The 20,102-nt window shown below is 74.3% G+C and carries 20 protein-coding genes; 15 read left to right on the forward strand and 5 right to left on the reverse strand.

Annotated features, from left to right (window positions below; genetic code table 11):
- Positions 1-83: 83 nt before the first annotated feature.
- From ACFQ8Y_RS07565 to ACFQ8Y_RS07605, 9 genes are all read left to right on the forward strand, one after another.
- Entirely contained in the window at positions 84-1,013 is a 930-nt protein-coding gene (locus ACFQ8Y_RS07565; RefSeq protein ID WP_430546895.1) for a carbohydrate ABC transporter permease, read from the forward strand.
- Positions 1,010-1,951 carry a carbohydrate ABC transporter permease gene (locus ACFQ8Y_RS07570; protein ID WP_430549746.1) on the forward strand — a complete coding sequence of 314 codons (942 nt, stop codon included), beginning with the start codon at positions 1,010-1,012 and terminating at the stop codon, positions 1,949-1,951. Before ACFQ8Y_RS07565 ends, ACFQ8Y_RS07570 begins: the two co-directional genes overlap by 4 nt.
- Before the next feature lies 1 nt (position 1,952).
- The gene (locus ACFQ8Y_RS07575) at positions 1,953-2,969 is read left to right on the forward strand and encodes an ROK family protein (protein ID WP_430585085.1); all 1,017 of its coding nucleotides are present in this window, start codon (positions 1,953-1,955) and stop codon (positions 2,967-2,969) included.
- On the forward strand, positions 2,966-4,297 hold the full coding sequence (locus ACFQ8Y_RS07580) for an extracellular solute-binding protein (protein WP_430585086.1): 1,332 nt from the start codon (positions 2,966-2,968) through the stop codon (positions 4,295-4,297). Before ACFQ8Y_RS07575 ends, ACFQ8Y_RS07580 begins: the two co-directional genes overlap by 4 nt.
- A 104-nt stretch (positions 4,298-4,401) precedes the next feature.
- Entirely contained in the window at positions 4,402-5,184 is a 783-nt protein-coding gene (nagB, locus tag ACFQ8Y_RS07585) for a glucosamine-6-phosphate deaminase (protein WP_430585087.1), read from the forward strand.
- A gap of 74 nt (positions 5,185-5,258) precedes the next feature.
- A complete protein-coding gene (locus ACFQ8Y_RS07590) occupies positions 5,259-5,576 on the forward strand; it encodes a DUF3039 domain-containing protein (protein ID WP_430585088.1) in 318 nt (105 codons plus the stop codon).
- A gap of 89 nt (positions 5,577-5,665) precedes the next feature.
- The gene (locus ACFQ8Y_RS07595) at positions 5,666-7,447 is read left to right on the forward strand and encodes a DEAD/DEAH box helicase (RefSeq protein WP_430562717.1); all 1,782 of its coding nucleotides are present in this window, start codon (positions 5,666-5,668) and stop codon (positions 7,445-7,447) included.
- Between the two features lie 76 nt (positions 7,448-7,523).
- Positions 7,524-8,204: a TetR family transcriptional regulator gene (locus tag ACFQ8Y_RS07600; RefSeq protein WP_430562662.1), complete on the forward strand. Its 681-nt coding sequence runs from the start codon at positions 7,524-7,526 to the stop codon at positions 8,202-8,204.
- A complete protein-coding gene (locus ACFQ8Y_RS07605; protein WP_430585089.1) occupies positions 8,197-10,884 on the forward strand; it encodes an MMPL family transporter in 2,688 nt (895 codons plus the stop codon). The genes ACFQ8Y_RS07600 and ACFQ8Y_RS07605 overlap by 8 nt, the downstream gene beginning before the upstream one ends.
- On the opposite strand, the gene ACFQ8Y_RS07610 is transcribed toward ACFQ8Y_RS07605, so the two are convergent.
- Positions 10,871-12,319: a nicotinate phosphoribosyltransferase gene (locus ACFQ8Y_RS07610; RefSeq protein ID WP_430549752.1), complete on the reverse strand. Its 1,449-nt coding sequence runs from the start codon at positions 12,317-12,319 to the stop codon at positions 10,871-10,873. The genes ACFQ8Y_RS07605 and ACFQ8Y_RS07610 overlap by 14 nt on opposite strands.
- 155 nt (positions 12,320-12,474) lie before the next feature.
- On the opposite strand from ACFQ8Y_RS07610, the gene clpS reads away from it, so the two are divergent.
- The 5 genes from clpS to ACFQ8Y_RS07635 all read left to right on the forward strand — a co-directional run bounded on the left by clpS (position 12,475) and on the right by ACFQ8Y_RS07635 (position 15,674).
- Positions 12,475-12,810 carry an ATP-dependent Clp protease adapter ClpS gene (clpS, locus tag ACFQ8Y_RS07615; RefSeq protein ID WP_430585114.1) on the forward strand — a complete coding sequence of 112 codons (336 nt, stop codon included), beginning with the start codon at positions 12,475-12,477 and terminating at the stop codon, positions 12,808-12,810.
- Positions 12,807-13,508, forward strand: coding sequence for a DUF2017 family protein (locus ACFQ8Y_RS07620; RefSeq protein WP_430585090.1), 702 nt, complete (start codon positions 12,807-12,809; stop codon positions 13,506-13,508). The genes clpS and ACFQ8Y_RS07620 overlap by 4 nt, the downstream gene beginning before the upstream one ends.
- A 134-nt stretch (positions 13,509-13,642) precedes the next feature.
- Positions 13,643-14,446, forward strand: a complete 804-nt coding sequence (gene murI, locus ACFQ8Y_RS07625; protein WP_430562659.1) for a glutamate racemase — start codon at positions 13,643-13,645, stop codon at positions 14,444-14,446.
- A complete protein-coding gene (locus ACFQ8Y_RS07630) occupies positions 14,443-15,249 on the forward strand; it encodes an MBL fold metallo-hydrolase (RefSeq protein WP_430549755.1) in 807 nt (268 codons plus the stop codon). Before murI ends, ACFQ8Y_RS07630 begins: the two co-directional genes overlap by 4 nt.
- Before the next feature lie 17 nt (positions 15,250-15,266).
- On the forward strand, positions 15,267-15,674 hold the full coding sequence (locus tag ACFQ8Y_RS07635) for a DUF3054 domain-containing protein (protein ID WP_430585091.1): 408 nt from the start codon (positions 15,267-15,269) through the stop codon (positions 15,672-15,674).
- Between the two features lie 17 nt (positions 15,675-15,691).
- On the opposite strand, the gene rdgB is transcribed toward ACFQ8Y_RS07635, so the two are convergent.
- Together rdgB and rph are read right to left on the reverse strand one after the other, a co-directional pair.
- Positions 15,692-16,381: an RdgB/HAM1 family non-canonical purine NTP pyrophosphatase gene (rdgB, locus tag ACFQ8Y_RS07640; protein WP_430549757.1), complete on the reverse strand. Its 690-nt coding sequence runs from the start codon at positions 16,379-16,381 to the stop codon at positions 15,692-15,694.
- Between the two features lie 2 nt (positions 16,382-16,383).
- Entirely contained in the window at positions 16,384-17,139 is a 756-nt protein-coding gene (gene rph / locus ACFQ8Y_RS07645; RefSeq protein WP_430549758.1) for a ribonuclease PH, read from the reverse strand.
- A gap of 37 nt (positions 17,140-17,176) precedes the next feature.
- Here rph and ACFQ8Y_RS07650 point away from each other — a divergent pair, with 37 nt between their 5' ends.
- Positions 17,177-18,847, forward strand: a complete 1,671-nt coding sequence (locus ACFQ8Y_RS07650) for an ATP-binding cassette domain-containing protein (protein WP_430562655.1) — start codon at positions 17,177-17,179, stop codon at positions 18,845-18,847.
- A 37-nt stretch (positions 18,848-18,884) separates the two neighbouring features.
- On the opposite strand, the gene ACFQ8Y_RS07655 is transcribed toward ACFQ8Y_RS07650, so the two are convergent.
- On the reverse strand, positions 18,885-19,526 hold the full coding sequence (locus ACFQ8Y_RS07655) for a Pr6Pr family membrane protein (RefSeq protein WP_430585092.1): 642 nt from the start codon (positions 19,524-19,526) through the stop codon (positions 18,885-18,887).
- The gene (locus ACFQ8Y_RS07660; protein WP_430549761.1) at positions 19,523-20,095 is read right to left on the reverse strand and encodes an NUDIX hydrolase family protein; all 573 of its coding nucleotides are present in this window, start codon (positions 20,093-20,095) and stop codon (positions 19,523-19,525) included. Before ACFQ8Y_RS07660 ends, ACFQ8Y_RS07655 begins: the two co-directional genes overlap by 4 nt.
- Positions 20,096-20,102: the final 7 nt, after the last annotated feature.

Below are 20,102 nucleotides of genomic sequence, written 5' to 3' on the forward strand. Positions count from 1 at the left end.
GGCGGAGCGGTGCCACGTCGCTGGTCCCCCCACCAGCTCCACCGCTCCGCCCGTCATCCACGACCACCGGGAAGGAGGACCGCATGACCACCGCGACACCCGCGTCCACCATCGCGATCCGCCGTCGGCGCCAGCCGGCCACCCCCTACCTCCTGCTGCTCCCCGCGGTGCTGATCCTGCTCGTCGGTCTCGGGTACCCCGTGTACTGGCAGGTCGTGACCTCGCTGCAGGAATACGGGATGATGCAGCAGTTCGGCGCGCCCCCCACCTTCGCCGGGCTGGACAACTACGCGCGGATCTTCTCCGACGACCGGCTCTGGACCGTCGTGGGACGCTCGATCCTCTTCTGCCTCGTGAACGCGTTCCTCACGGTGGCGATCGGCCTCGGGCTGGCGCTGCTGATGAAGGCCGTGCACGCCGCCGTGCGCATCACGCTGCAGATCGTGCTCCTGCTGGCCTGGGCGACCCCGCTCGTGGCCGCGGTGACCGTCTTCCGGTGGCTCTTCGACTACCGCTCCGGCGTCGTCAACTGGCTGCTCGTGCAGATCGGCCTCGACCAGTACCAGGGTTACGCCTGGCTCGCGCAGCCGCTGACGTTCTTCGTCGTCGCGACCCTGGTCATCGTGTGGATGTCGGTGCCGTTCGTGGCGATGTCGCTGTACGCCGGCCTCACGCAGGTCTCCGAGGAGGTCCTCGAGGCCGCGCGGCTCGACGGCGCGCGGCCCGCGCAGATCCTGCGCCACATCCTGCTGCCGCTGGTGCGCCCGGTGCTCGCCATCGTGCTGCTGCTGCAGATCATCTGGGACCTGCGGGTGTTCGCGCAGATCCGCCTGCTGCAGGACGCCGGCGCCCCGATCTCCGAGACGAACCTGCTGGGCAACTTCATCTACGAGCTCGGCATCGGCAGCCAGGACTTCTCCGGCGCCGCCGCCGTCTCGATCTTCGTCCTGCTGCTCACGGTGCTGCTCGCCGCGCCGTACGTGCGCAGCCTCATGAAGGAGGACGCCGCGTGAGCGCCGCGACCGAGACCGGGACCGAGACTGCGCGGCCCGCCGCCACGCCCGTCGTGCGCGACGCCGGCCAGGCGGTGCGCCGCCCCCGACCGCGGGTCGGCAAGATCCTGCTGGGCGTCCTGGGCATCGTCCTGTCCCTCGTGTGGGCGTTCCCCGTCTACTGGATGCTGCTGTCGGCCGTCACCCCGGCCGCGCGCCTCAAGGCGAGCACGCCGAGCTTCCTGCCCACCCACTTCACGCTCGCGAACTTCACCAGCGTCCTGACGGGCTCCGGCTTCGGCGGTGCCCTGCGCATGAGCCTGATGATCACGGGTGTGACGATCGTGCTCGTCCTCGCGTTCGCGTTCCTCGCCGCGCTGGCCATCAGCCGCTGGCGCTTCCGCGGCCGCACGAGCTTCGTCCTGGCCGTGCTGTTCATCCAGATGCTGCCCGCCGAGGGCCTGTTCATCGCGCAGTACAAGATGCTCTCGACGGTGGGGGCGAGCACGCCCGTGCTCGGCCTCAACTCGGTGCTCGGCATCTCGATCCTGTACACGGCGATGCTGGTGCCGTTCACGATCTGGATGCTGCGGGGCTTCGTCGCCGGCATCCCGGCCGAGCTCGAGGAGGCGGCCATGGTCGACGGCCTCTCGCGGACCAAGGCGTTCCTGCGGATCACGTTCCCGCTGCTCGCGCCGGGCCTCGTCGCCTCGGGCGTGTACGCGTTCCTGCAGGCGTGGAACGAGTTCACGACGGCGCTCGTGATCCTGCCCGCCGAGGACCGGCAGACGCTGCCGATCTGGCTGCGCAGCTTCCTGTCGGCGTCGGCGAACCGCGGCATCGACTGGGGCGAGGTCATGGCGGCCTCGACCCTCATCGCGGTGCCGGTGATCGTCTTCTTCCTCTTCGTGCAGGGCCGGATGACGTCCGGGCTGGTCTCCGGGGCGGTGAAGGGCTGACGTGGACGACGCCACACCCCTGAACCCCCTGAACCCGCCAGGCCGCACAGGCCCCACGGTCGGGCTCGACATCGGCGGCACCAAGACCCTCGCCGTCCTGCTGGACGCGGCCGGCGCCACCGTGGCGCAGGCCCGGCTGGCCACCGAGCGCGGCCCGGCTGGGGTCGTCGCGGGCGCGGCCCGCGCCGTGCGCGGCGTCGCGCGGCAGGCCGGCGTCGACGTCGCGGACGTCGTCGGCGTGGGCGTGGGCATGCCCGGCCTCGTCGACCCGGCCGCCGGGACGGTGCGGCACGCCGTGAACGTGGGCGTGGACGCCTCGCCGCTGGCGCTCGCCCGGCTGCTGGGCGACGAGCTCGGCGGCATCCCCGTCGGGCTGGAGAACGACCTCAACGTGGCGGCGCTCGGCGCCGCGCACCTGGAGGCCGCCGCGGCGGGCACGCCGCGGGCGCGGGTCGACCTGGCGTTCCTCGCGCTCGGCACCGGCCTGGCCGCGGGCCTGGTGCTCGACGGCGAGCTGCGGCGCGGCTTCGGCGGCGCGGCCGGCGAGATCGGTCACGTGCCGGTCGACCCGGCCGGCCCGGTGTGCCCGTGCGGGCAGCGGGGCTGCCTCGAGCTGTACGCGTCCGGGACGGCCGTCGCCCGGCTGTGGCCGGCGCGGACCGGCCGCCCCGCGCCGGTGGAGCTGTTCGAGGCGGCGGAGCGCGGTGTCCCCGGGGCGGTCGAGGCGCGCGACGTCTACGCGTCCGCCGTGGCGGCGGCCGTACGCATGCTGGTCCTCACGGTCGACGTGCGGCACGTGGTGCTCGGCGGCGGCGTCGCGCAGCTCGGGGAGCCGCTCCTCGACGCGGTGCGCGCCGCGCTGGTCCGCGAGTCGCGGGACTCCGGGTTCCTCAGCTCGCTGCGCCTCGCGGACCGCGTCCGGCTCGCCCCGGGCCGCGTGCCCGTGGGCGCCGTCGGCGCCGCCGTCGTGGGACGGACGGTCGCCGGCCGTGCCCCGCTGAACGGGGTGGCGTCGTGACCGCGCGCCGGGCCGGGTCCCTGACCGGGGCCGTGACCGCGGGCCTGCTCACGGTCGCGCTGACCGGTTGCTCCGCGCTCGGCACGGGGGCGGAGCCCGCGGCGCCGGACACGGACCTCACGATGTGGCTGGTCGGCGAGGACACCACGCCCGAGCTCCGCGAGTACCTCGTGCAGAAGTTCGAGGACGATCACCCGGGCGCGACCCTCACGATCGAGCAGCAGGAGTGGGGCGACCTCGTCGCCAACCTCACGGAGGCGCTGGAGGACCCGGCGACCACGCCGGACGTCGTCGAGATCGGCAACACGCAGTCGCCGACGTTCACCACCACGGGCTCGTTCCGCGAGATCTCGCCGGAGCTGTACGACGAGCTGGGCGGCGACAAGCTGCTGCAGTCGTTCGTCGACGCGGGGTCGGTGGACGGCCTCCACTACGCGCTGCCGTACTACTTCGGCTCGCGGTACGTCTTCTACCGCAAGGACGTGTGGGGCGCGGCGGGGCTCGAGAAGCCGTCGACGCTGGCCGAGTTCGGCGAGTCCGTCAAGGCGCTCACGGACGACGACCACGCCGGGTTCGCGATGGGCGGCCAGGACTGGCGCAACGGCATCTCCTGGGTGTTCGCCGCCGGCGGGGACCTCGCGGTGAAGGAGGGCGACGGCTGGGTCTCGACCCTGTCCGACCCGAAGACCGTCGAGGGCCTCGAGATGTGGCAGGACGTGTACGAGAACGCGTCGTACCTGCCGTCCACGGAGAAGGACGTCGAGTACTGGGACTTCCTCAACGACGGCGTCGAGGAGGCGCCGCCCGCCGCCGCCACGATCATGGCTCCCGCGTGGGCGCGGTGGTCGATCGGCCACCTCGTGCGCAACGACGAGGGCGAGCTGGTGCGCGACGGGATGAAGGACACCGACACGTTCGGCATCTTCGCCCTGCCCGGTCTGGACGGCGGCCTGGCCCCCGTCTTCGCGGGCGGCTCGAACATCGCGGTCTCGGCCACGTCGCCGAGCCCCGAGCTGGCCGAGGACGTGCTGCGCGTCGTCTTCTCCGACGAGTACCAGGAGAAGCTCGCCGCGGCCGGGCTCGGGCCCGCGAACGAGGACGCCCAGGAGCTCATGAAGGGCGACAGGTACGGCCGCCTCATGGTCCGCACGGCCGCCGCGTCGAAGCTCACCCCGCCTGCGCCCGGGTGGGCCTCGATCGAGGACGCCGGGGTGTACGAGGACCTGTTCGGCCGCATCGCCGACGGCGGTGACGTCGCGACCCTCGCGCAGGAGTTCGACGCCCGCCTCACGCCGATGCTCAACGCGCCCGCGGCGGCCGAGGACTGACCCGTCCGCGTGGAGCGGCGCGGACCACGCACGATGCCGGCACGATGACGGCACGACGACGGGATGATGGACCCGATCCCGTACCCGAGAGACTGGAGCCCCCCATGGAAGTCGTGATCGCCCCCGCCGAGGAGCTGGCCGTGCTGGCGGCCGACGCGATCGAGGCGTTGTTGCGGCGCGACCCGGCCACCGTGCTGGGGCTGGCGACGGGGTCGAGCCCGCTGAAGGTGTACGACGAGCTCGCGCGTCGCCACCGCGAGGACGGGCTGTCGTTCGCCGACGCCCGGGGCTTCATGCTGGACGAGTACGTGGGCCTGGACGCGGCGCACCCGCAGCGGTACCGCAACGTGATCGAGACGGAGATCGCCTCGCGGGTCGAGTGGCCGGCGGACCAGGTGTCCGGGCCCGACGGGCTGGCGCAGGACATTCCGGCGGCGTGCGCGGCGTACGAGCGGGCGATCGCGGACGCGGGCGGGGTGGACCTGCAGCTCCTGGGGATCGGCACGGACGGGCACATCGCGTTCAACGAGCCGGGCTCGTCGCTGGCGTCGCGCACGCGGATCAAGACGTTGACGGCGCAGACGCGGGTGGACAACGCGCGGTTCTTCGGCGACGACGTGGAGCAGGTGCCGACGCACTGCCTGACGCAGGGGCTGGGCACGATCATGGCGGCGCGGCACCTGGTGCTGCTGGCCACGGGCCGGCAGAAGGCGGAGGCGGTGCACCAGCTCGTGGAGGGTCCGATCTCCGCGATGTGGCCGGGCACGGTGATGCAGCTGCACCCGCACGCGACGGTGCTGGTGGACGACGCGGCGGCCTCGCGGCTGCAGCTCGGGGACTACTACCGCCAGACGTTCGCGTCCAAGCCCGACTGGCAGGGCCTGTGATCCGTGCCCGGATCCGCGGCGCGAGGGCCGGCGAGGCGGGGGAGCGTCGGGGGGTGGGTCGTAGACTGCCCGGCATGAGCGATCCCCTCTCCACCCCGCACGCCGACCCCTCGCAGGACACCGGGGCCGGCACCAGCGTGCTGGAGCGCCCCGACACCCGCGAGCAGGCTGCGGAGCCGGGCGACCACGAGCGCTTCGCGCACTACGTGCGCAAGGAGAAGATCATGGAGTCGGCCCTGTCGGGCAAGCCCGTGATCGCGCTCTGCGGCAAGGTGTGGGTGCCGGGTCGTGACCCGTCGAAGTTCCCGGTGTGCCCGGTCTGCAAGGAGATCTACGACGGCCTCCGCGACCCGCAGGACGGCGAGGGCGGCGAGGGCGACTCCGGCAAGTGAGCGCGCAGCCGCTGAACGAGCCCGAGTCCACCCCCGATCACGACGGTTTCGACCTCTTCGCCGCGGCTGCGGAACCGGCGGCCAAGCCGCTGCCGCAGTCGCCGTCGTCGTCGGCGGCGTCCCACCTCAGCCCGGCGTTCCCGCGCCGCGCGCCGTGGGGCACCGCGTCCAACCTGCGTGCCTGGCAGGCCGAGGCGCTCGAGCTGTACCGCAGGCGTGACCCGCGCGACTTCCTCGCCGTCGCGACCCCCGGCGCCGGCAAGACGACGTTCGCGCTGCGCGTCGCCACCGAGCTGCTCGAGGCGGGCGTCGTGCGCCGCGTGACCGTCGTCGCGCCCACCGAGCACCTCAAGCACCAGTGGGCGGACGCCGCCGCGCGCGTCGGCATCCGCATCGACCCCTCCTTCAAGAACAGCCAGGGTCGGCACGGCTCGCACTACGACGGCGTCGCCCTCACGTACGCCCAGGTCGCCGCCAAGCCGGCCCTGCACCGCGCGCGCACCGATGCGGCGCGCACCCTCGTCATCCTCGACGAGGTGCACCACGGCGGAGACGCGCTGAGCTGGGGCGAGGCCGTCCGGGAGGCGTTCGAGGACGCGACCAAGCGCCTCGCCCTGACGGGCACGCCCTTCCGGTCGGACACGGCGCCGATCCCGTTCGTCACGTACGAGGAGGACCGCGAGGGCATCCGCCGCTCCAAGGCGGACTACACCTACGGCTACGGCGACGCGCTGCGCGACCACGTCGTGCGTCCGGTGCTGTTCATGACGTACTCGGGCAACATGCGCTGGCGCACGAAGGCGGGCGACGAGGTCAGCGCACGCCTCGGCGAGGCCATGACGAAGGACATGCACGCCCAGGCCTGGCGCACCGCGCTGGACCCGAACGGCGAGTGGATCCCGTCCGTCCTCGCGGGCGCGGACAAGCGGCTCACCGAGATGCGTCGTGCCGTCCCCGACGCCGGCGGCCTGGTCATCGCGACGGACCAGACGGACGCCCGCGCGTACGCCGGCCACCTGGCCCGGCTCACCGGCCAGAGCCCGACCGTCGTCCTGTCGGACGACGACGGCGCGAGCGCCCGCATCGACGAGTTCGCGCAGGGCGACTCGCGCTGGATGGTCGCCGTGCGGATGGTGTCCGAGGGCGTGGACGTGCCGCGGCTCGCCGTCGGCGTCTACGCCACGAGCACCTCGACGCCCCTGTTCTTCGCGCAGGCCGTGGGCCGGTTCGTGCGCGCCCGCAAGCGCGGCGAGACGGCGTCGGTCTTCCTGCCGAGCGTGCCGCTGCTGCTCGAGCTGGCCAACGGCATGGAGCTCGAGCGCGACCACGCGCTCGACCGCCCGAAGACGGCCGAGGAGCAGGGGATCGAGTACGACCCCGAGGCCGCGCTGCTCGCGGCGGCGAACAAGGAGGAGAAGGCGTCGGGGGAGCTCCTCGGCTCCTTCGAGGCGCTCGAGGCGCAGGCCTCGTTCGACCGGGTGCTGTTCGACGGCGGCGAGTTCGGCACGGGCGCGGACGTCGGTTCCGCCGAGGAGCTGGACTTCCTCGGCCTGCCGGGCCTCCTCGAGGCGGACCAGGTCACCACCCTGCTGCGGCAGCGGCAGGCGCAGCAGGTGCGCGGGCGGGGCGGCGCCACGGCGTCGGAGGCGGCGCTCGAGCAGTCGGAGGCAGAGCACCGCCGCGCCGCCGACCTGCGCAAGGAGCTGTCCAAGCTGGTGTCCGCCTGGGCGCGCAAGAGCAGCACGCCGCACGGCTCCGTGCACAACGAGCTGCGTCGCCGGTGCGGCGGGCCCGAGGTGCCGCTGGCCACCGCCGACCAGCTCACCGCACGCGTCGAGATGGTGCGCGGCTGGTTCGTCGGACGACGCTGAGCGACGCCGGGAGCAGGGCGCACCTCACAGTGCACTCAGTGCATTGATGCACTGAGTGCACTGTAGGGTCCGAGTCGTGCCCCCGCCGACCGCGAACCCCGCACCCGACCCCACGCCGGACCGCAGGGCCGCCGCCAAGGCGCGCATCCGCCGGGCGATCGTCGACGGTGCCGCGGCTCTCATGGACGAGACCGGTGGCCTCGCCTTCTCGGTCGACGACCTCGCGTCCCGGGCCGACGTGGCCCGCCGCACCGTCTTCAACCACTTCGAGTCGCTCGACGACGTGATCGCCGCGGTCGCCGCCGACGCGTTCGCGAGCATCCACGAGGCCCTGGTCGCCGCGCCCGTCCCCGCGCAGGCCGGAGCGCCGCTCGCGGCCGTGCGTGCGGACCTGGTCGCCGCCGTCCGCCGGGCCGACCTGGTCGGCCCGATGGCGTCGCTCGCGCGAGGGCTCGGCCTGCCGGCCGAGGCGGCAGTCCCTCCGCACCAGACGGTGCTGATCCTGCGCGCGGTGGCCGACGTCGGGCTGTCGCTGACCGCCGACCTGCGCCGCCGCCACCCGGGTGTCGACCCCGTCGACGTCGAGCTCGAGGTCGCCCGCGTCACCAGCGGCCTCGTCGTGCTCAGCCACCACTGGTACACCACCACCGGTGGCGCCACCGGCCACCGCGCACGCGCGGTCTGGTCCGACCTGATCCTCCGGCTCGACGCTGCGCCGGCAGCCCCCACGCACGCTCCGGAAGGACATCATGGCTGAGCTGCTCTACCGCCTCGGACGCTTCGCGTCCCGGCGCACCAAGACCGTGTTCGCCGCATGGATCGCCGTCCTCGCGTTCGCCGGTGCGGGGTTCGCCGCCGGGGCCGGGACGCTGAGCGACAGCTTCACGATCCCCGGCACGCCGACGCAGGAGGTCACCGACCACCTCGCCGACGAGCTGCCCGAGGCCGCGGGCGGGGCCGGGACCGTCGTGCTGAGCACGGACGACGGCGCCGAGTTCACCGCCGACCAGGAGAAGGCCCTGGGCGAGGTCCTCACCGGGGTGACCGATCTCGACGGCGTCCAGGGTGCCGTCGACCCGTTCACCACCGAGGCGGACCGGCAGGAGCAGGCCGACCAGCTCGCCGACGGCGAGCGGCAGATCGCGGACGGGCGCGACCGGCTCGCGACCGGCCGGGACCAGCTCGCGGCGGGTCAGGAGCAGCTCGACGACGCCCGCGCCCAGCTCGAGGCCGGTCAGGACCAGCTCGACGACGCCCGTGCGCAGGCGGAGGCCGCCGGCCAGGTCGAGCTCGCCGCCCCGCAGCTCGACGCCCAGCAGGAGCAGCTCGACGCCGGCCTCGCAGAGCTCGGCACGCAGCAGGACACCCTCGACGAGAAGGCTGCGGAGCTCGAGGACGGCGCCGCCGAGCTCGACGAGCAGGCCGCCCGGCTCGACCAGGGCAAGGAGCTGCTCGAGCTCGCCTCGGGGATCACGCTGGTGTCCGACGACGGCTCCACCGCCGTGGCCACGGTGATGTTCACCGACGACCTGATGTCCGTCCCCCAGGAGACCAAGGACGCCGTCATCGGCGCCATCGAGGACGGGGTGGCGGACGTCGACGGGGTGGGCGTGGAGCTCGGGTCCGACATCGCGCAGGAGACGCCGTCGGTCGTGGGTCCGGGCGAGGTCGTCGGCCTCGTCGTCGCGGCCGTCGTGCTCGTCATCATGCTCGGCACCTTCATCGGCGCGGGCCTGCCGCTGCTCACCGCGCTCGTCGGCGTCGGGGTCGCGGCGATGGGCGCCCTGGCGTTCTCGGGCGTCGTGCAGATGTCGTCCGTGACGCCGGTGCTCGGCCTCATGCTCGGCCTCGCCGTCGGCATCGACTACGCGCTGTTCATCGTCAACCGCCATCGCCACCAGCTCAAGGACGGGTACGAGGTCCGCGAGTCGGTGGCGCTCGCCAACGGCACGTCGGGCAACGCCGTCGTGTTCGCAGGCGCGACGGTGGTCATCGCCCTGCTCGCGCTGAACGTCACCGGCATCCCGTTCCTCGGCCTCATGGGCACCGTGGGCGCGGCCTCGGTCGCGGTCGCCGTGCTGGTCGCGGTGACGCTCACCCCGGCGCTGCTGTCGGCCATCGGCATGCGGATCCTCAGCCGCAAGGAGCGGGCGCGCCTGGCGGCGTCCGACCCGTCGGACGGCAGGGCCACGCACGCGCACGACGCCGGACACGCGGCGGCGCGGTCCGCGAAGCCGGTGAAGCCGATGCGGACCTCCGTCGCGGTGGGCCGTGTGGTGCTCGGCGTCGCGATGCTCGGCGTCGTCGCCGTCCCGGCGCTCGACCTGCGGACCAACCTGCCCGACGGGTCCTCGGCCCCCGAGGACTCCACGTCCTACGCGGCGTACACGACGGTCGCCGACAAGTTCGGCGCCGGTGTGAACGGGCCGCTGCTCGTGGTCGCGGACGTTCCGGACGCGGTCACCGAGGACACGGAGGTCGCGACCCAGCTCGCGCTCGCCCAGCAGCTCGCCGCGCAGGACGACGTCGTCGCGGTCGCGCCGGCGGGGACGTCGGAGGACGGCTGGACGCTCGCGTTCCAGGTGGTGCCGGCCGAGGGGCCGACGAGCGCGTCCACCGAGCAGCTCGTGCACACCCTGCGCGGCCTGTCCCCGCTCGCCGTCGACGTGCTGGGCGCGGGCGACGCGTCCGTGACGGGCGACGTCCAGATCGGCGTCGCCGGGGCGGCGTCGGGCAACATCGACATCTCGGAGAAGCTGTCCGACGCGTTGCCGCTCTACCTCGGCGTGGTCATCGGGCTGTCGTTGCTGATCCTCGTCGTCGTGTTCCGGTCGATCCTGGTGCCGGTCATCGCGACCCTCGGGTTCGTGCTGTCGTACTTCGCGGCCCTCGGCGGCGTCGTGGCCATCTACCAGTGGGGCTGGCTCGCCGACGTCTTCGGGGTCCACCAGCCCGGGCCGATCCTCAACTTCCTGCCCACGATCCTCGTCGGCATCCTCTTCGGCCTGGCCATGGACTACATGCTGTTCCTCGGCTCGGGCATGCGGGAGGCGTACGCCCACGGCGCGTCCGCGCGCCTCGCCGTCGCGCAGGGCTTCCGCGCCGGCCGCTCGGTGGTCACGGCGGCGGCGATCATCATGATCTCCGTGTTCGGCGGGTTCGTCTTCGCCGAGGACGCGATGATCCGGTCGATCGGTTTCGCGCTCGCGTTCGGCGTCCTCGTGGACGCGTTCGTCGTGCGGATGCTCGTGGTTCCGGCGCTCATGCACCTGCTGGGCGACGCCGCGTGGTGGCTGCCGCGCCGGCTGGACCGCATCCTGCCGGACGTGGACGTCGAGGGCGCCTCGCTCGAGCGTCGGCACCCGCACGTCGCGCAGGGCGAGTCGGAGGACGGCGACCGAGAGCCGGCCCCCGCGTCGGCCGTCAGCCGAGACTGAGCTCGACCGTCGGGATCGCGGGGTCGCCGGCCGAGAGCCGGCGGCCGCCGCGCGGCAGCTCCGCGCGGGCCTGGAGGTGGTGGCGGGCCGCGTTCTGCACGCCGTAGGCGCCCACCCAGCGCGAGTCGACGGCGCCGTCCACGACGAGCGGCACGAGGAGGCTGCGCAGGTCGGGGCGCTCGCCGTCGGCGGGCTCGTCGGTCTGCTCCCCGTGCAGGGAGCCGCCGTCCTCGGGGGACCAGGCCACGACCAGGTCGTCCGGACCCGTGACGAGGACTTCTTCGACGGCGCGCCCGTCGGGCCCGTAGCGGCGCGCCGCACCCTTGCGGCCGCCCTGGCTCGTCTTGTGCGCGGACGCCTTCGCCACGGGCTGCAGCACGCCGGAGGGGTCGGCGCGGGCGACGAGCTTGTAGACCATGCCGCAGGTGGGTGCGCCGGAGCCGGTCACGAGCGACGTCCCGACGCCGTAGACGTCCACGGGCATCGCCGCGAGCCCGGCGATCGCGTGCTCGTCGAGATCGGACGTCACGACGATCTTCGTGCCGGTGGCCCCCAGGTCGTCGAGCTGGCGTCGCACCTCGACGGCGAGGACGCCGAGGTCGCCCGAGTCGAGGCGGACCGCGCCGAGCGACGTGCCGCCCGCGGCGATCGCGTTCTCGACGCCGCGCCGCACGTCGTAGGTGTCGACCAGCAGGGTGGTGCCCGACCCGAGCGACGCGATCTGCGAGTCGAAGGCCGAGCGCTCGTCGTCGTGCAGGAGCGTGAACGCGTGCGCCGCGGTGCCGATGGTGTCGAGCCCGTACCGCATGCCCGCCTCGAGGTTCGACGTGCCCGTGAAGCCGCCGACGACGGCGGCGCGCGCGGCTGCGACGGCGGCCTGCTCGTGGGCGCGCCGGGAGCCCATCTCGAGCACCGGGCGGTCCACGGCGGCGCTGGTCATCCGCGACGCGGCGGACGCGATGGCCGAGTCGTAGTTGAGGATCGACAGGATCAGCGTCTCGAGCAGCACCGCCTCGGCGAACGTGCCCTCGACCTGCAGCACCGGCGAGCCCGGGAAGAAGATCTCGCCCTCCGCGTAGCCCTGGATCGACCCCGTGAAGCGGTAGCCGCGCAGGAAGTCGAGGGTCCGGTCGTCGACGACGCCGGCGCGTTCGAGGTACGCGAGCTCGGCGTCGCCGAATCGGAAGTGGGCGAGCGCCTCGAGGATGCGTCCCGTGCCCGCGAGCACGCCGTACCGCCGGCCGGCGGGCAGCCTCCGCGTGAACACCTCGAAGACGCAGTGCCGGTGCGCGGTGCCGTCCGCGAGGGCCGCCTGCAGCATCGTCAGCTCGTACCGGTCGGTGAGGAGGGCGACCGAGGGGCGGACGGACGGGAGCGGGGCGGCCGGCACGGCCTGCAGCGACGGGGCGGCGCCGCCCCGGGGCTCGTCGGTCATGGGGACACGGTAGGGCTCCTGCGCTGGTCCGGCAGGGCGAGGCCCGCCAGTCGGACGGTCGACGACCGCCGGTCGGCTGTGCCTAGGGTGGGCGGGTGAACGGGCAGACGACGACGCGCGCGGCGATCTCCGCGACGACGGCCGCGAGGAGTGCCGTGACGACGGCAGCCGCGGCGACCGAGGTGGAGCGCGAGACGCAGTCCGACGCGGCGACGGCCGTCGCGGACCCGTGGGTGACGATCGTGTGGAACGACCCGGTGAACCTCATGTCGTACGTGAGCTACGTCTTCGAGAGCTACTTCGGCTACCCGCCGGCGAAGGCGCAGAAGCTGATGCGGCAGGTGCACCACGACGGGCGCGCCGTCGTGTCGTCGGGCCCGCGCGAGCGGATGGAGGTGGACGTGCAGGCGATGCACGGGTTCGGGCTGTGGGCCACGCTGCGGCAGTCGGGCTCGTCCGACGGCGGTACGACCGACGGAGGCGCGGCATGACGCCGTTCCGGTCCGCGCCGGCGGGCTACGTCGCCCGGTGGGACGACGTCGAGCGCGAGGTGCTCGGGCGGGTCGCGCGGGACGTCGCCGAGCTGGTGCGCGCGGAGTCGGGGCTGGAGCCGGGCATCGAGGTCGGCGACGGCGTCGCGTTCACCGGCGTCGCACGGGTGCCGCAGGACCCGGCGGTGCAGCGCCTGCTGCCCGACGCGCACCAGGAGGATGCCGACGTCGCCGCCGAGTTCCGGCACCTGACGCAGACGGACCTGGCGGCCGGGAAGGTGGCCCGCCTCGTCGCGTTCGCCGACGCGATCGACTCCCCGGACGTGCTCCCGGACGACCCGCGGGACGGGGCGGAGCTCGTCGTGCCGCGCGAGTCGGCGCAGGACTTCGCGGGCGCGCTGACCGACGTGCGGCTCGTCCTCGCCGAGCGGCTGGGGCTGGTCGACGACGCGGACGTCGAGTCCCTGCACGACGACGTCCTCGCCGGCATCGACGACGACACCGAGGACGACGACACCGGCGACGACCCGGACGACGCCGACGACGCCCCGGACGAGTACGCCGGCTGGGAGCGGGTCGGGCTGTCCGGCCGGGAACGGCGGTACTGGGGCGGGGTGTTCGTGGCCGCGGGGTTCGCGCAGGAGTCGCTGGTCGACGAGATGCTCGCGGACCTGAGGGCCGGGCGCGCGCGGGACTGACCGCGCGACGCCGACCGCGCCGGCGTGCCGGCCGGCCGTCAACGCAGGCCGGGGCGTCGCTGTGGCGGGCGCCACGCCGTGTCGCCGCTCACTCCCCGGGGTCGTGACGGTCCGTCGCGACTAGGCTTCCTCGCGTGAACGACGCCCCCATCGGGATCTTCGACAGCGGCGTCGGCGGGCTGACCGTCGCGCGCTCCATCCTCGACCAGCTCCCCCACGAGCAGGTGCTCTACCTGGGGGACACGGCGAACAGCCCGTACGGGCCGAAGCCGCTCGCCGCCGTGCGCGCGATGGCGCTCGCGGTGATGGACCGGCTCGTCGACGAGGGCGTGAAGATGCTGGTCATCGCCTGCAACTCCGCCACCGCGGTGGCGCTGCCCGACGCCCGCGAGCGGTACACCGTGCGGCGCGGCATCCCCGTCGTCGAGGTGATCCGGCCCGCCGCCCGGCGCGCGGTGCTCACGTCGAGGACGGGGCGCATCGGCGTCATCGGCACCAAGACCACCATCGACTCGCGGGCGTACGACGACGCGTTCCACGTGACGCCGGGGCTGGAGATCACCACGCAGGCGTGCCCGGACTTCGTGCCGCTCGTGGAGCGCGGGCTGACCTCGGGCCCGGAGGTGCTGGAGGTGGCCCACCGCTACCTCGACCCGGTGAAGGCCGCGGGCGTCGACACGCTCGTCCTCGGCTGCACGCACTACCCGCTGCTGGCGGGCGCCGTCTCCTACGTGATGGGCGAGGACGTCACGCTGGTCTCCAGCGCCGAGGAGACGGCCAAGGACGTGTACCGCAACCTCGTGCAGCACGGCCTCGAACGCTCGCCCGGCGCGCCCGCTCCGGTGCACCGGTTCCTCGCCACCGGGGAGCCCGAGCCGTTCGAGCGGCTCGCGCGCCGGTTCCTGGGGCCGGAGGTGACCCTGGTGGAGGCCGCATGAGGCTCGTCACCGTGGGGGTCTCGGGGTCGTTCCCGGGGCCGGCGTCGCCCGCGTCCGCCTACCTCCTGCAGGCGCACGACGGCGAGCGGGACTGGAACGTGCTGCTCGACCTCGGCAACGGGGCGCTCGGCGCCCTGCAGCGCCACGTCGACCCGCTCGACCTGGACGCCGTCGCGTTGTCCCACCTGCACCCCGACCACTGTGCGGACCTGTCCGGGCTGTACGTGTACCTGCGCTACCACCCGGAGCGGGGCGGCACCCGCACCGGCGTCGGGCGGCGGCTGCCCGTGCTCGGGCCGAGCACGACGGCGGACCGGGCCGCGGCGATGTACGGCCTCGCGCCCGGCGAGTCGATGGACGGCGAGTACGACGTGCGCGCCTGGCGGCCCGGCGTCGCGGTGCACGTCGGGCCGTTCGAGCTGGAGCCCTTCGCGGTGTACCACCCGGTCGAGGCGTACGGCATCCGCGTGACGGGGCCGTCGTCGGTGCGCCCGGGGGAGCGGGTCACGCTCGTCTACTCCGGCGACACGGACGCGTGCGACGGCCTGGTCGCCGGCGCCCGCGGGGCGGACCTCTTCCTGTGCGAGGCGGCGTTCCAGGAGGGGCGCGACGACGCCGTCGAGCGCGGCATCCACCTCACCGGCCGGCGGGCGGGCGAGGCCGCCGCGGCCGCCGGGGTGCGGAGCCTGCTGCTCACGCACCTGCCGGTGTGGAACGCGCCGGACGTCGCCGTGGCCGAGGCCCGGTCGGCGTACGACGGTCCCGTCGCGGTGGCGACGGCCGGCGGGGTGCACGAGCTGTGAGCGGTAATCTCGGGGCCGTGAACGACGCCTCCGCCCCCGCCTCCCCGACGTCGCCGGCGAACCGGCCCGCCTGGCCCGCCGCCGTCTGCGACCTCGTGTGCGTGCTCGTGTTCACCGTGGTGGGCACGCTCAGCCACGACACCGCGGGCGTCGGGCACGTCGCGCTCGTCGGGCTGCCGTTCGTCGTGGGGCTCGCCGTCGGCTGGCTCGCGACGCGCGCCTGGCGCGCCCCCGCGCAGGTGTGGCCCACCGGCGTGGCCGTGTGGTTCGCCACCGTCGTGCTGGGCCTGGTGCTGCGGCCCGTGCTCGGCATCGGCGGCGTCGAGACGGCGTTCGCGATCGTCACCGCCGTCTTCCTGGGCGTGACCATGCTGGGCTGGCGCGCCCTCGCGTCCCTCGCCGCCCGCCGTCGCACCACTCGTTGATCTAGTCGGCGATCTCGTCAGCCGAGGGCTTCGGCGACCGCCGGGGCGAGGGCGCGGAACGCCTTGCCGCGGTGGCTGATGGCGTTCTTCTCCGCCGGGGTGAGCTCGGACGACGTGCGCGTGCCGGGCGTGCCGTCGGCGGCCGGGGCCTGCTCGACGGGCACGTGGATCGGGTCGTAGCCGAAGCCGTGGCTCCCGCGCGGGGCGCGCACCAGGGTGCCGGGCATCTCGCCGAGGCACACCTCCTCGCGGCCGTCCGGGGTCACGAGCGCGGCCGCGCAGACGAACGCCGCCGCACGGTGCTCGTCGTGCACGTCGGCCAGCTGGTCGAGGAGGAGGCGGAGGTTCGCCTCGTCGTCGCCGTGCCGGCCCGACCAGCGGGCCGAGAAGATGCCGGGCGCGCCGCCCATGACGTCCACGCTCAGGCCGGAGTCGTCCGCGACGGCGGGCAGGCCGGTGGCGCGGGCCAGGGCGCGCGCCTTGATGAGCGCGTTCTCGACGAACGACACGCCGTCCTCGACGGGCTCAGGGGCGCCGAGCTCGCCCGCCGTCACCACGGCGTCGTCGGGCAGGGCGTCCAGGCCAGGCTGGTCGCGCAGGATGGCGCGCAGCTCCACGAGCTTGCCGCGGTTGTGCGTGGCCAGCACGAGGCGGGCGCCGGCGGGGACCGTCACGCCGGTGGTCGCGTCCGGGGTCGCGTCGGCCATCGTCACAGCTCCTGCGCCAGCGCTGCGCGCTGGATCTCGGTGAGGTCGGCCGTGCCCGCGACGGCGAGGTCGAGGAGGGCGTCGAGCTCGGCGCGGTCGAACGGCGCGTGCTCCGCGGTGCCCTGCACCTCGACGAACGTGCCCGAGCCCGTCGTCACGACGTTCATGTCCGTCTCGGCCCGCACGTCCTCGACGTAGGGCAGGTCGAGCATCGGGGTGCCGTCGATGATGCCGACGCTCACGGCCGCGACGGAGTCCGTGAGGACCTTCTTGCCGCCGGTGACGTGGCCGTGGCGGGTGCCCCACGCGACGGCGTCGGCGAGCGCGACGTACGCGCCCGTGATGGCCGCGGTGCGGGTGCCGCCGTCGGCCTGCAGCACGTCGCAGTCGAGGACGATCGTGTTCTCGCCGAGCGCGGTCACGTCGACGACGGCGCGCAGCGCGCGGCCGATGAGCCGGGAGATCTCGTGCGTGCGGCCGCCGATCTTGCCCTTGACGGACTCGCGCTGGCTGCGGTCGTTGGTGGCACGGGGGAGCATCGCGTACTCGGCGGTGACCCAGCCCTCGCCGGAGCCCTTCTTCCAGCGCGGCACGCCCTCGGTGAACGACGCCGTGCACAGCACGCGGGTCTTGCCGAACTCCACCAGCACGGAGCCCTCGGCGTTCTCGGTCCAACCACGCGTGATGGTCACGGGGCGGAGCTGGTCGGGCGTGCGGCCGTCGGCGCGCAGCACGGCCTCGGAAGCGGGGGAAGTCATGCGGCCACCCTATGCGAGCCGCACGTAGGGTTGTCCGGTGCAGCTCACCGCCACGGACCTCGCGTTCGCCTATCCCGGCCGCCCGGTGCTCGACGGCGTGAGCCTGCGCGTCTCCGACGGCACCCGTCTCGGCGTGGTGGGGGAGAACGGGTCGGGCAAGTCGACGCTGCTGCACCTCCTGGCCGGCGGCCTCAAGCCCGCGCGCGGTGAGCTCCGGCGCAAGGGGAGCGTCGCGCTGGTGGAGCAGGAGCTCGCGACCTCGGCGGGGGAGACCGTGGGCGACCTCGTGCGGCGCACGCTCGCCGACCTGCGCGCGCTCGCCGCCGAGATCGAGAAGGAGGCCGCGGGCTTCGACCACGAGACGGGCGACCTGCGGCGGCTGTCCGGGCTGCTGGCGCGCGCCGAGCACCTGGCCGCGTGGGACGCGGACCGGCGCGTCGACGTCGCGCTCACCCGCCTCGGCGCGGTGCGCGACCCCGACCGGCGGCTCGACACCCTGTCCGTGGGTCAGCGGTACCGGGTGCGCCTCGCGTGCCGGCTCGCGGAGCGGGCCGACCTGCTGCTGCTGGACGAGCCCACCAACCACCTCGACGACTCCGCGATCGAGTTCCTCACCGGCGAGCTGGTCGCCTGGCACGGCGGCGTGGTGGTCGTGACGCACGACCGCGAGCTGCTCGACGACGTGGCCACCGCCATCCTCGACCTCGACCCGTCGATGGACGGCAAGCCGGTGCTGTACGGGCAGCCGGGCTACCTCGCGTACCGGTTCGCGAAGAACCAGGCGCTGCACCGGTGGCGGCAGCGCTACCGCGCGGAGCAGGAGCGCGCCCGGGTGCTCGCCGAGCGGCTGGACGCGTCGTACGAGGGGCTGTCGGACGAGTGGCGGCCGCCCAAGGGGTCGCAGAAGCACCGCCGCGCCACGCGGGCCCGCATCCACGTCAAGGCCGCCGACCGGCTGATCGAGAAGCTCGAGGCCGAGGCCGTCGAGGTCCCCGTGCCGCCCGCGCGCCTCGCGTTCCCGGACCTGCCGTCGATGTCGCCCGGCTGGGACCCGGGCGACCCGCTCGTCGAGCTCCGGTCCCCGCGGGTCGTGGCGGAGGACGGCGACCGGGCGGGCACCGTCCGCGTCGACCTGCCAGGCACGCGCGTCGCGGTGCCGCCGTCGGGTCGCCTGCTGGTCGTCGGCCCCAACGGGTCGGGCAAGTCGACGCTGCTCGCGGCGCTCGCGGGCCGGGTACCGCTGGCCCGCGGCACCCGGTCGGTCACGCCGGGCGCGAGGCTGGGCGTCGTCGTCCAGGAGGCGACGGCCCCGGAGGGCCTCGCCGGGACGACGACGGGCGACGGCGCGGCGCCGACGGGCTTCGACGCCTACGCGGCCGAGGCGCTGGGCCTGCTGGAGCGCGGCGAGCTGGACCCGGAGCACGTCGTGCCCGTGGCGGCGCTCGGGCTGCTGAGCGAGGAGGACCTCGAGCGGCCGCTCGCGGAGCTGTCGGCCGGGCAGCGGCGCCGGTTCGAGGTCGCGCGAGCGCTGCTGCACGCGCCGCACCTGCTCCTGCTCGACGAGCCGACCAACCACCTGTCCGTGGACCTCGTGGACGAGCTGACCCGGGCCCTGGTCGCCACCCCCGCCGCCGTCGTCGTCGCCACCCACGACCGGCGCATGCGTGCCGACCTCGCGGACTGGCCGGTGCTCGACCTCGGCTCCTGACGCCCGGTTGGCGCCTCGCCGGCGCGGGGGCGGGAACTCATCGCGTGACCGGTGCGGCGGGCAGTCGCCGGTCCGCCCAGAGCGCGGCGAGCGCGAGCAGGAGGAACATCGCGGCGACGAGCCCGGCGTTGACCAGGGCGCGGGCCAGGCCCAGCTCGCCGACGTCGAGGAACGGGTACGGGTACCAGCCGACGACGGCGCCTCGCACGAACGTGTAGGCGATCCACGCGAGCGGCCCGACGAGGGACCAGGCGACGGTCCGGGCGTCGACCCGCGGCCGGGGGCCGGCGAGCAACCAGACGACCACCGCGAGCACGGGGGACGCCAGGTGCAGCAGCACGTTGGACAGCTGGCCCGCTTGTGTGAGCCCCGGCACCGTGCCTGCCAGGACGGTGTTGTAGACGATGCCGGTGACGACGATGCACAGCAGGGCGTCGAGACGGGCGACGCGCAGCAGGCGGCCGTCGCGGGCCGGGTCGAGCGCGAGGAGCACGGACACGACGCCGATGCCGACGTTCGACAGGATCGTGAAGTAGGAGAACAGCCGCACGAGCCGCTCGGCCGTGGTGCCCGCGGCGCCCGGCCCGTCGACCACGGCGATGACGAGCTCCATGAGGACACCGCCGAGAGCGGGGACGGCGACGAGCAGGTGACCGACCGACGCCGCCCGCCGGTTCACGACAGTCGTCCCACCCAGGCCATCGCCTGCTTCACGATCGTGCCCTGGCCGTGGATCATCTCCGCCTGCACGGTGTCGCTGCACGCCTCCTCGGGGGTGAGCCACGCGAGGTCCAGCGCGTCCTGCTGCGGGCGGCAGTCGCCTGTCACCGGGACGACGTAGGCCAGGGACACGGCGTGCTGGCGGGGGTCGTGGTACGGCGTGATGCCGGGGGTGGGGAAGTACTCCGCGACCGTGAACGGCTGGGGCGACGGCGGGACCTGCGGCAGCGCGACCGGGCCGAGGTCCTTCTCGATGTGTCGCAGCAGCGCGTCGCGCACCCGCTCGTGGTAGAGCACGCGACCGGAGACGAGGGCCCGCGTCATCGTGCCGAGCGGGGTGACGCGCAGCAGCAGCCCGACGGCGACCACGTCGCCGGAGTCGTCCACGCGCACGGGCACGGCGTCGACGTAGACGAGCGGGAGCTGTGCCCGCACGGCGGCGAGGTCCTCCGGGCTGAGCCAGCCCGCGGGCTGCGGCTCGTCGCGGTAGAACTCGTCGTCGGGGGGAAACTCGGCCGTGTCCGTCACACGTCGT

This window comes from Isoptericola sp. NPDC056605 (assembly GCF_042792795.1).
In the GTDB taxonomy this organism is placed as follows: domain Bacteria; phylum Actinomycetota; class Actinomycetes; order Actinomycetales; family Cellulomonadaceae; genus Isoptericola.

What these genes read in the sequence shown, in the direction of transcription:
- ACFQ8Y_RS07565 (WP_430546895.1), top strand. Translation starts at nt 84, where the DNA reads ATGACCACCGCGACACCCGCGTCCACCATCGCGATCCGCCGTCGGCGC.
- nagB (WP_430585087.1), top strand. Translation starts at nt 4,402, where the DNA reads ATGGAAGTCGTGATCGCCCCCGCCGAGGAGCTGGCCGTGCTGGCGGCC.
- ACFQ8Y_RS07590 (WP_430585088.1), top strand. Translation starts at nt 5,259, where the DNA reads ATGAGCGATCCCCTCTCCACCCCGCACGCCGACCCCTCGCAGGACACC.
- ACFQ8Y_RS07605 (WP_430585089.1), top strand. Translation starts at nt 8,197, where the DNA reads ATGGCTGAGCTGCTCTACCGCCTCGGACGCTTCGCGTCCCGGCGCACC.
- ACFQ8Y_RS07610 (WP_430549752.1), bottom strand. Translation starts at nt 12,319, where the DNA reads ATGACCGACGAGCCCCGGGGCGGCGCCGCCCCGTCGCTGCAGGCCGTG.
- ACFQ8Y_RS07620 (WP_430585090.1), top strand. Translation starts at nt 12,807, where the DNA reads ATGACGCCGTTCCGGTCCGCGCCGGCGGGCTACGTCGCCCGGTGGGAC.
- ACFQ8Y_RS07630 (WP_430549755.1), top strand. Translation starts at nt 14,443, where the DNA reads ATGAGGCTCGTCACCGTGGGGGTCTCGGGGTCGTTCCCGGGGCCGGCG.
- rdgB (WP_430549757.1), bottom strand. Translation starts at nt 16,381, where the DNA reads ATGGCCGACGCGACCCCGGACGCGACCACCGGCGTGACGGTCCCCGCC.
- rph (WP_430549758.1), bottom strand. Translation starts at nt 17,139, where the DNA reads ATGACTTCCCCCGCTTCCGAGGCCGTGCTGCGCGCCGACGGCCGCACG.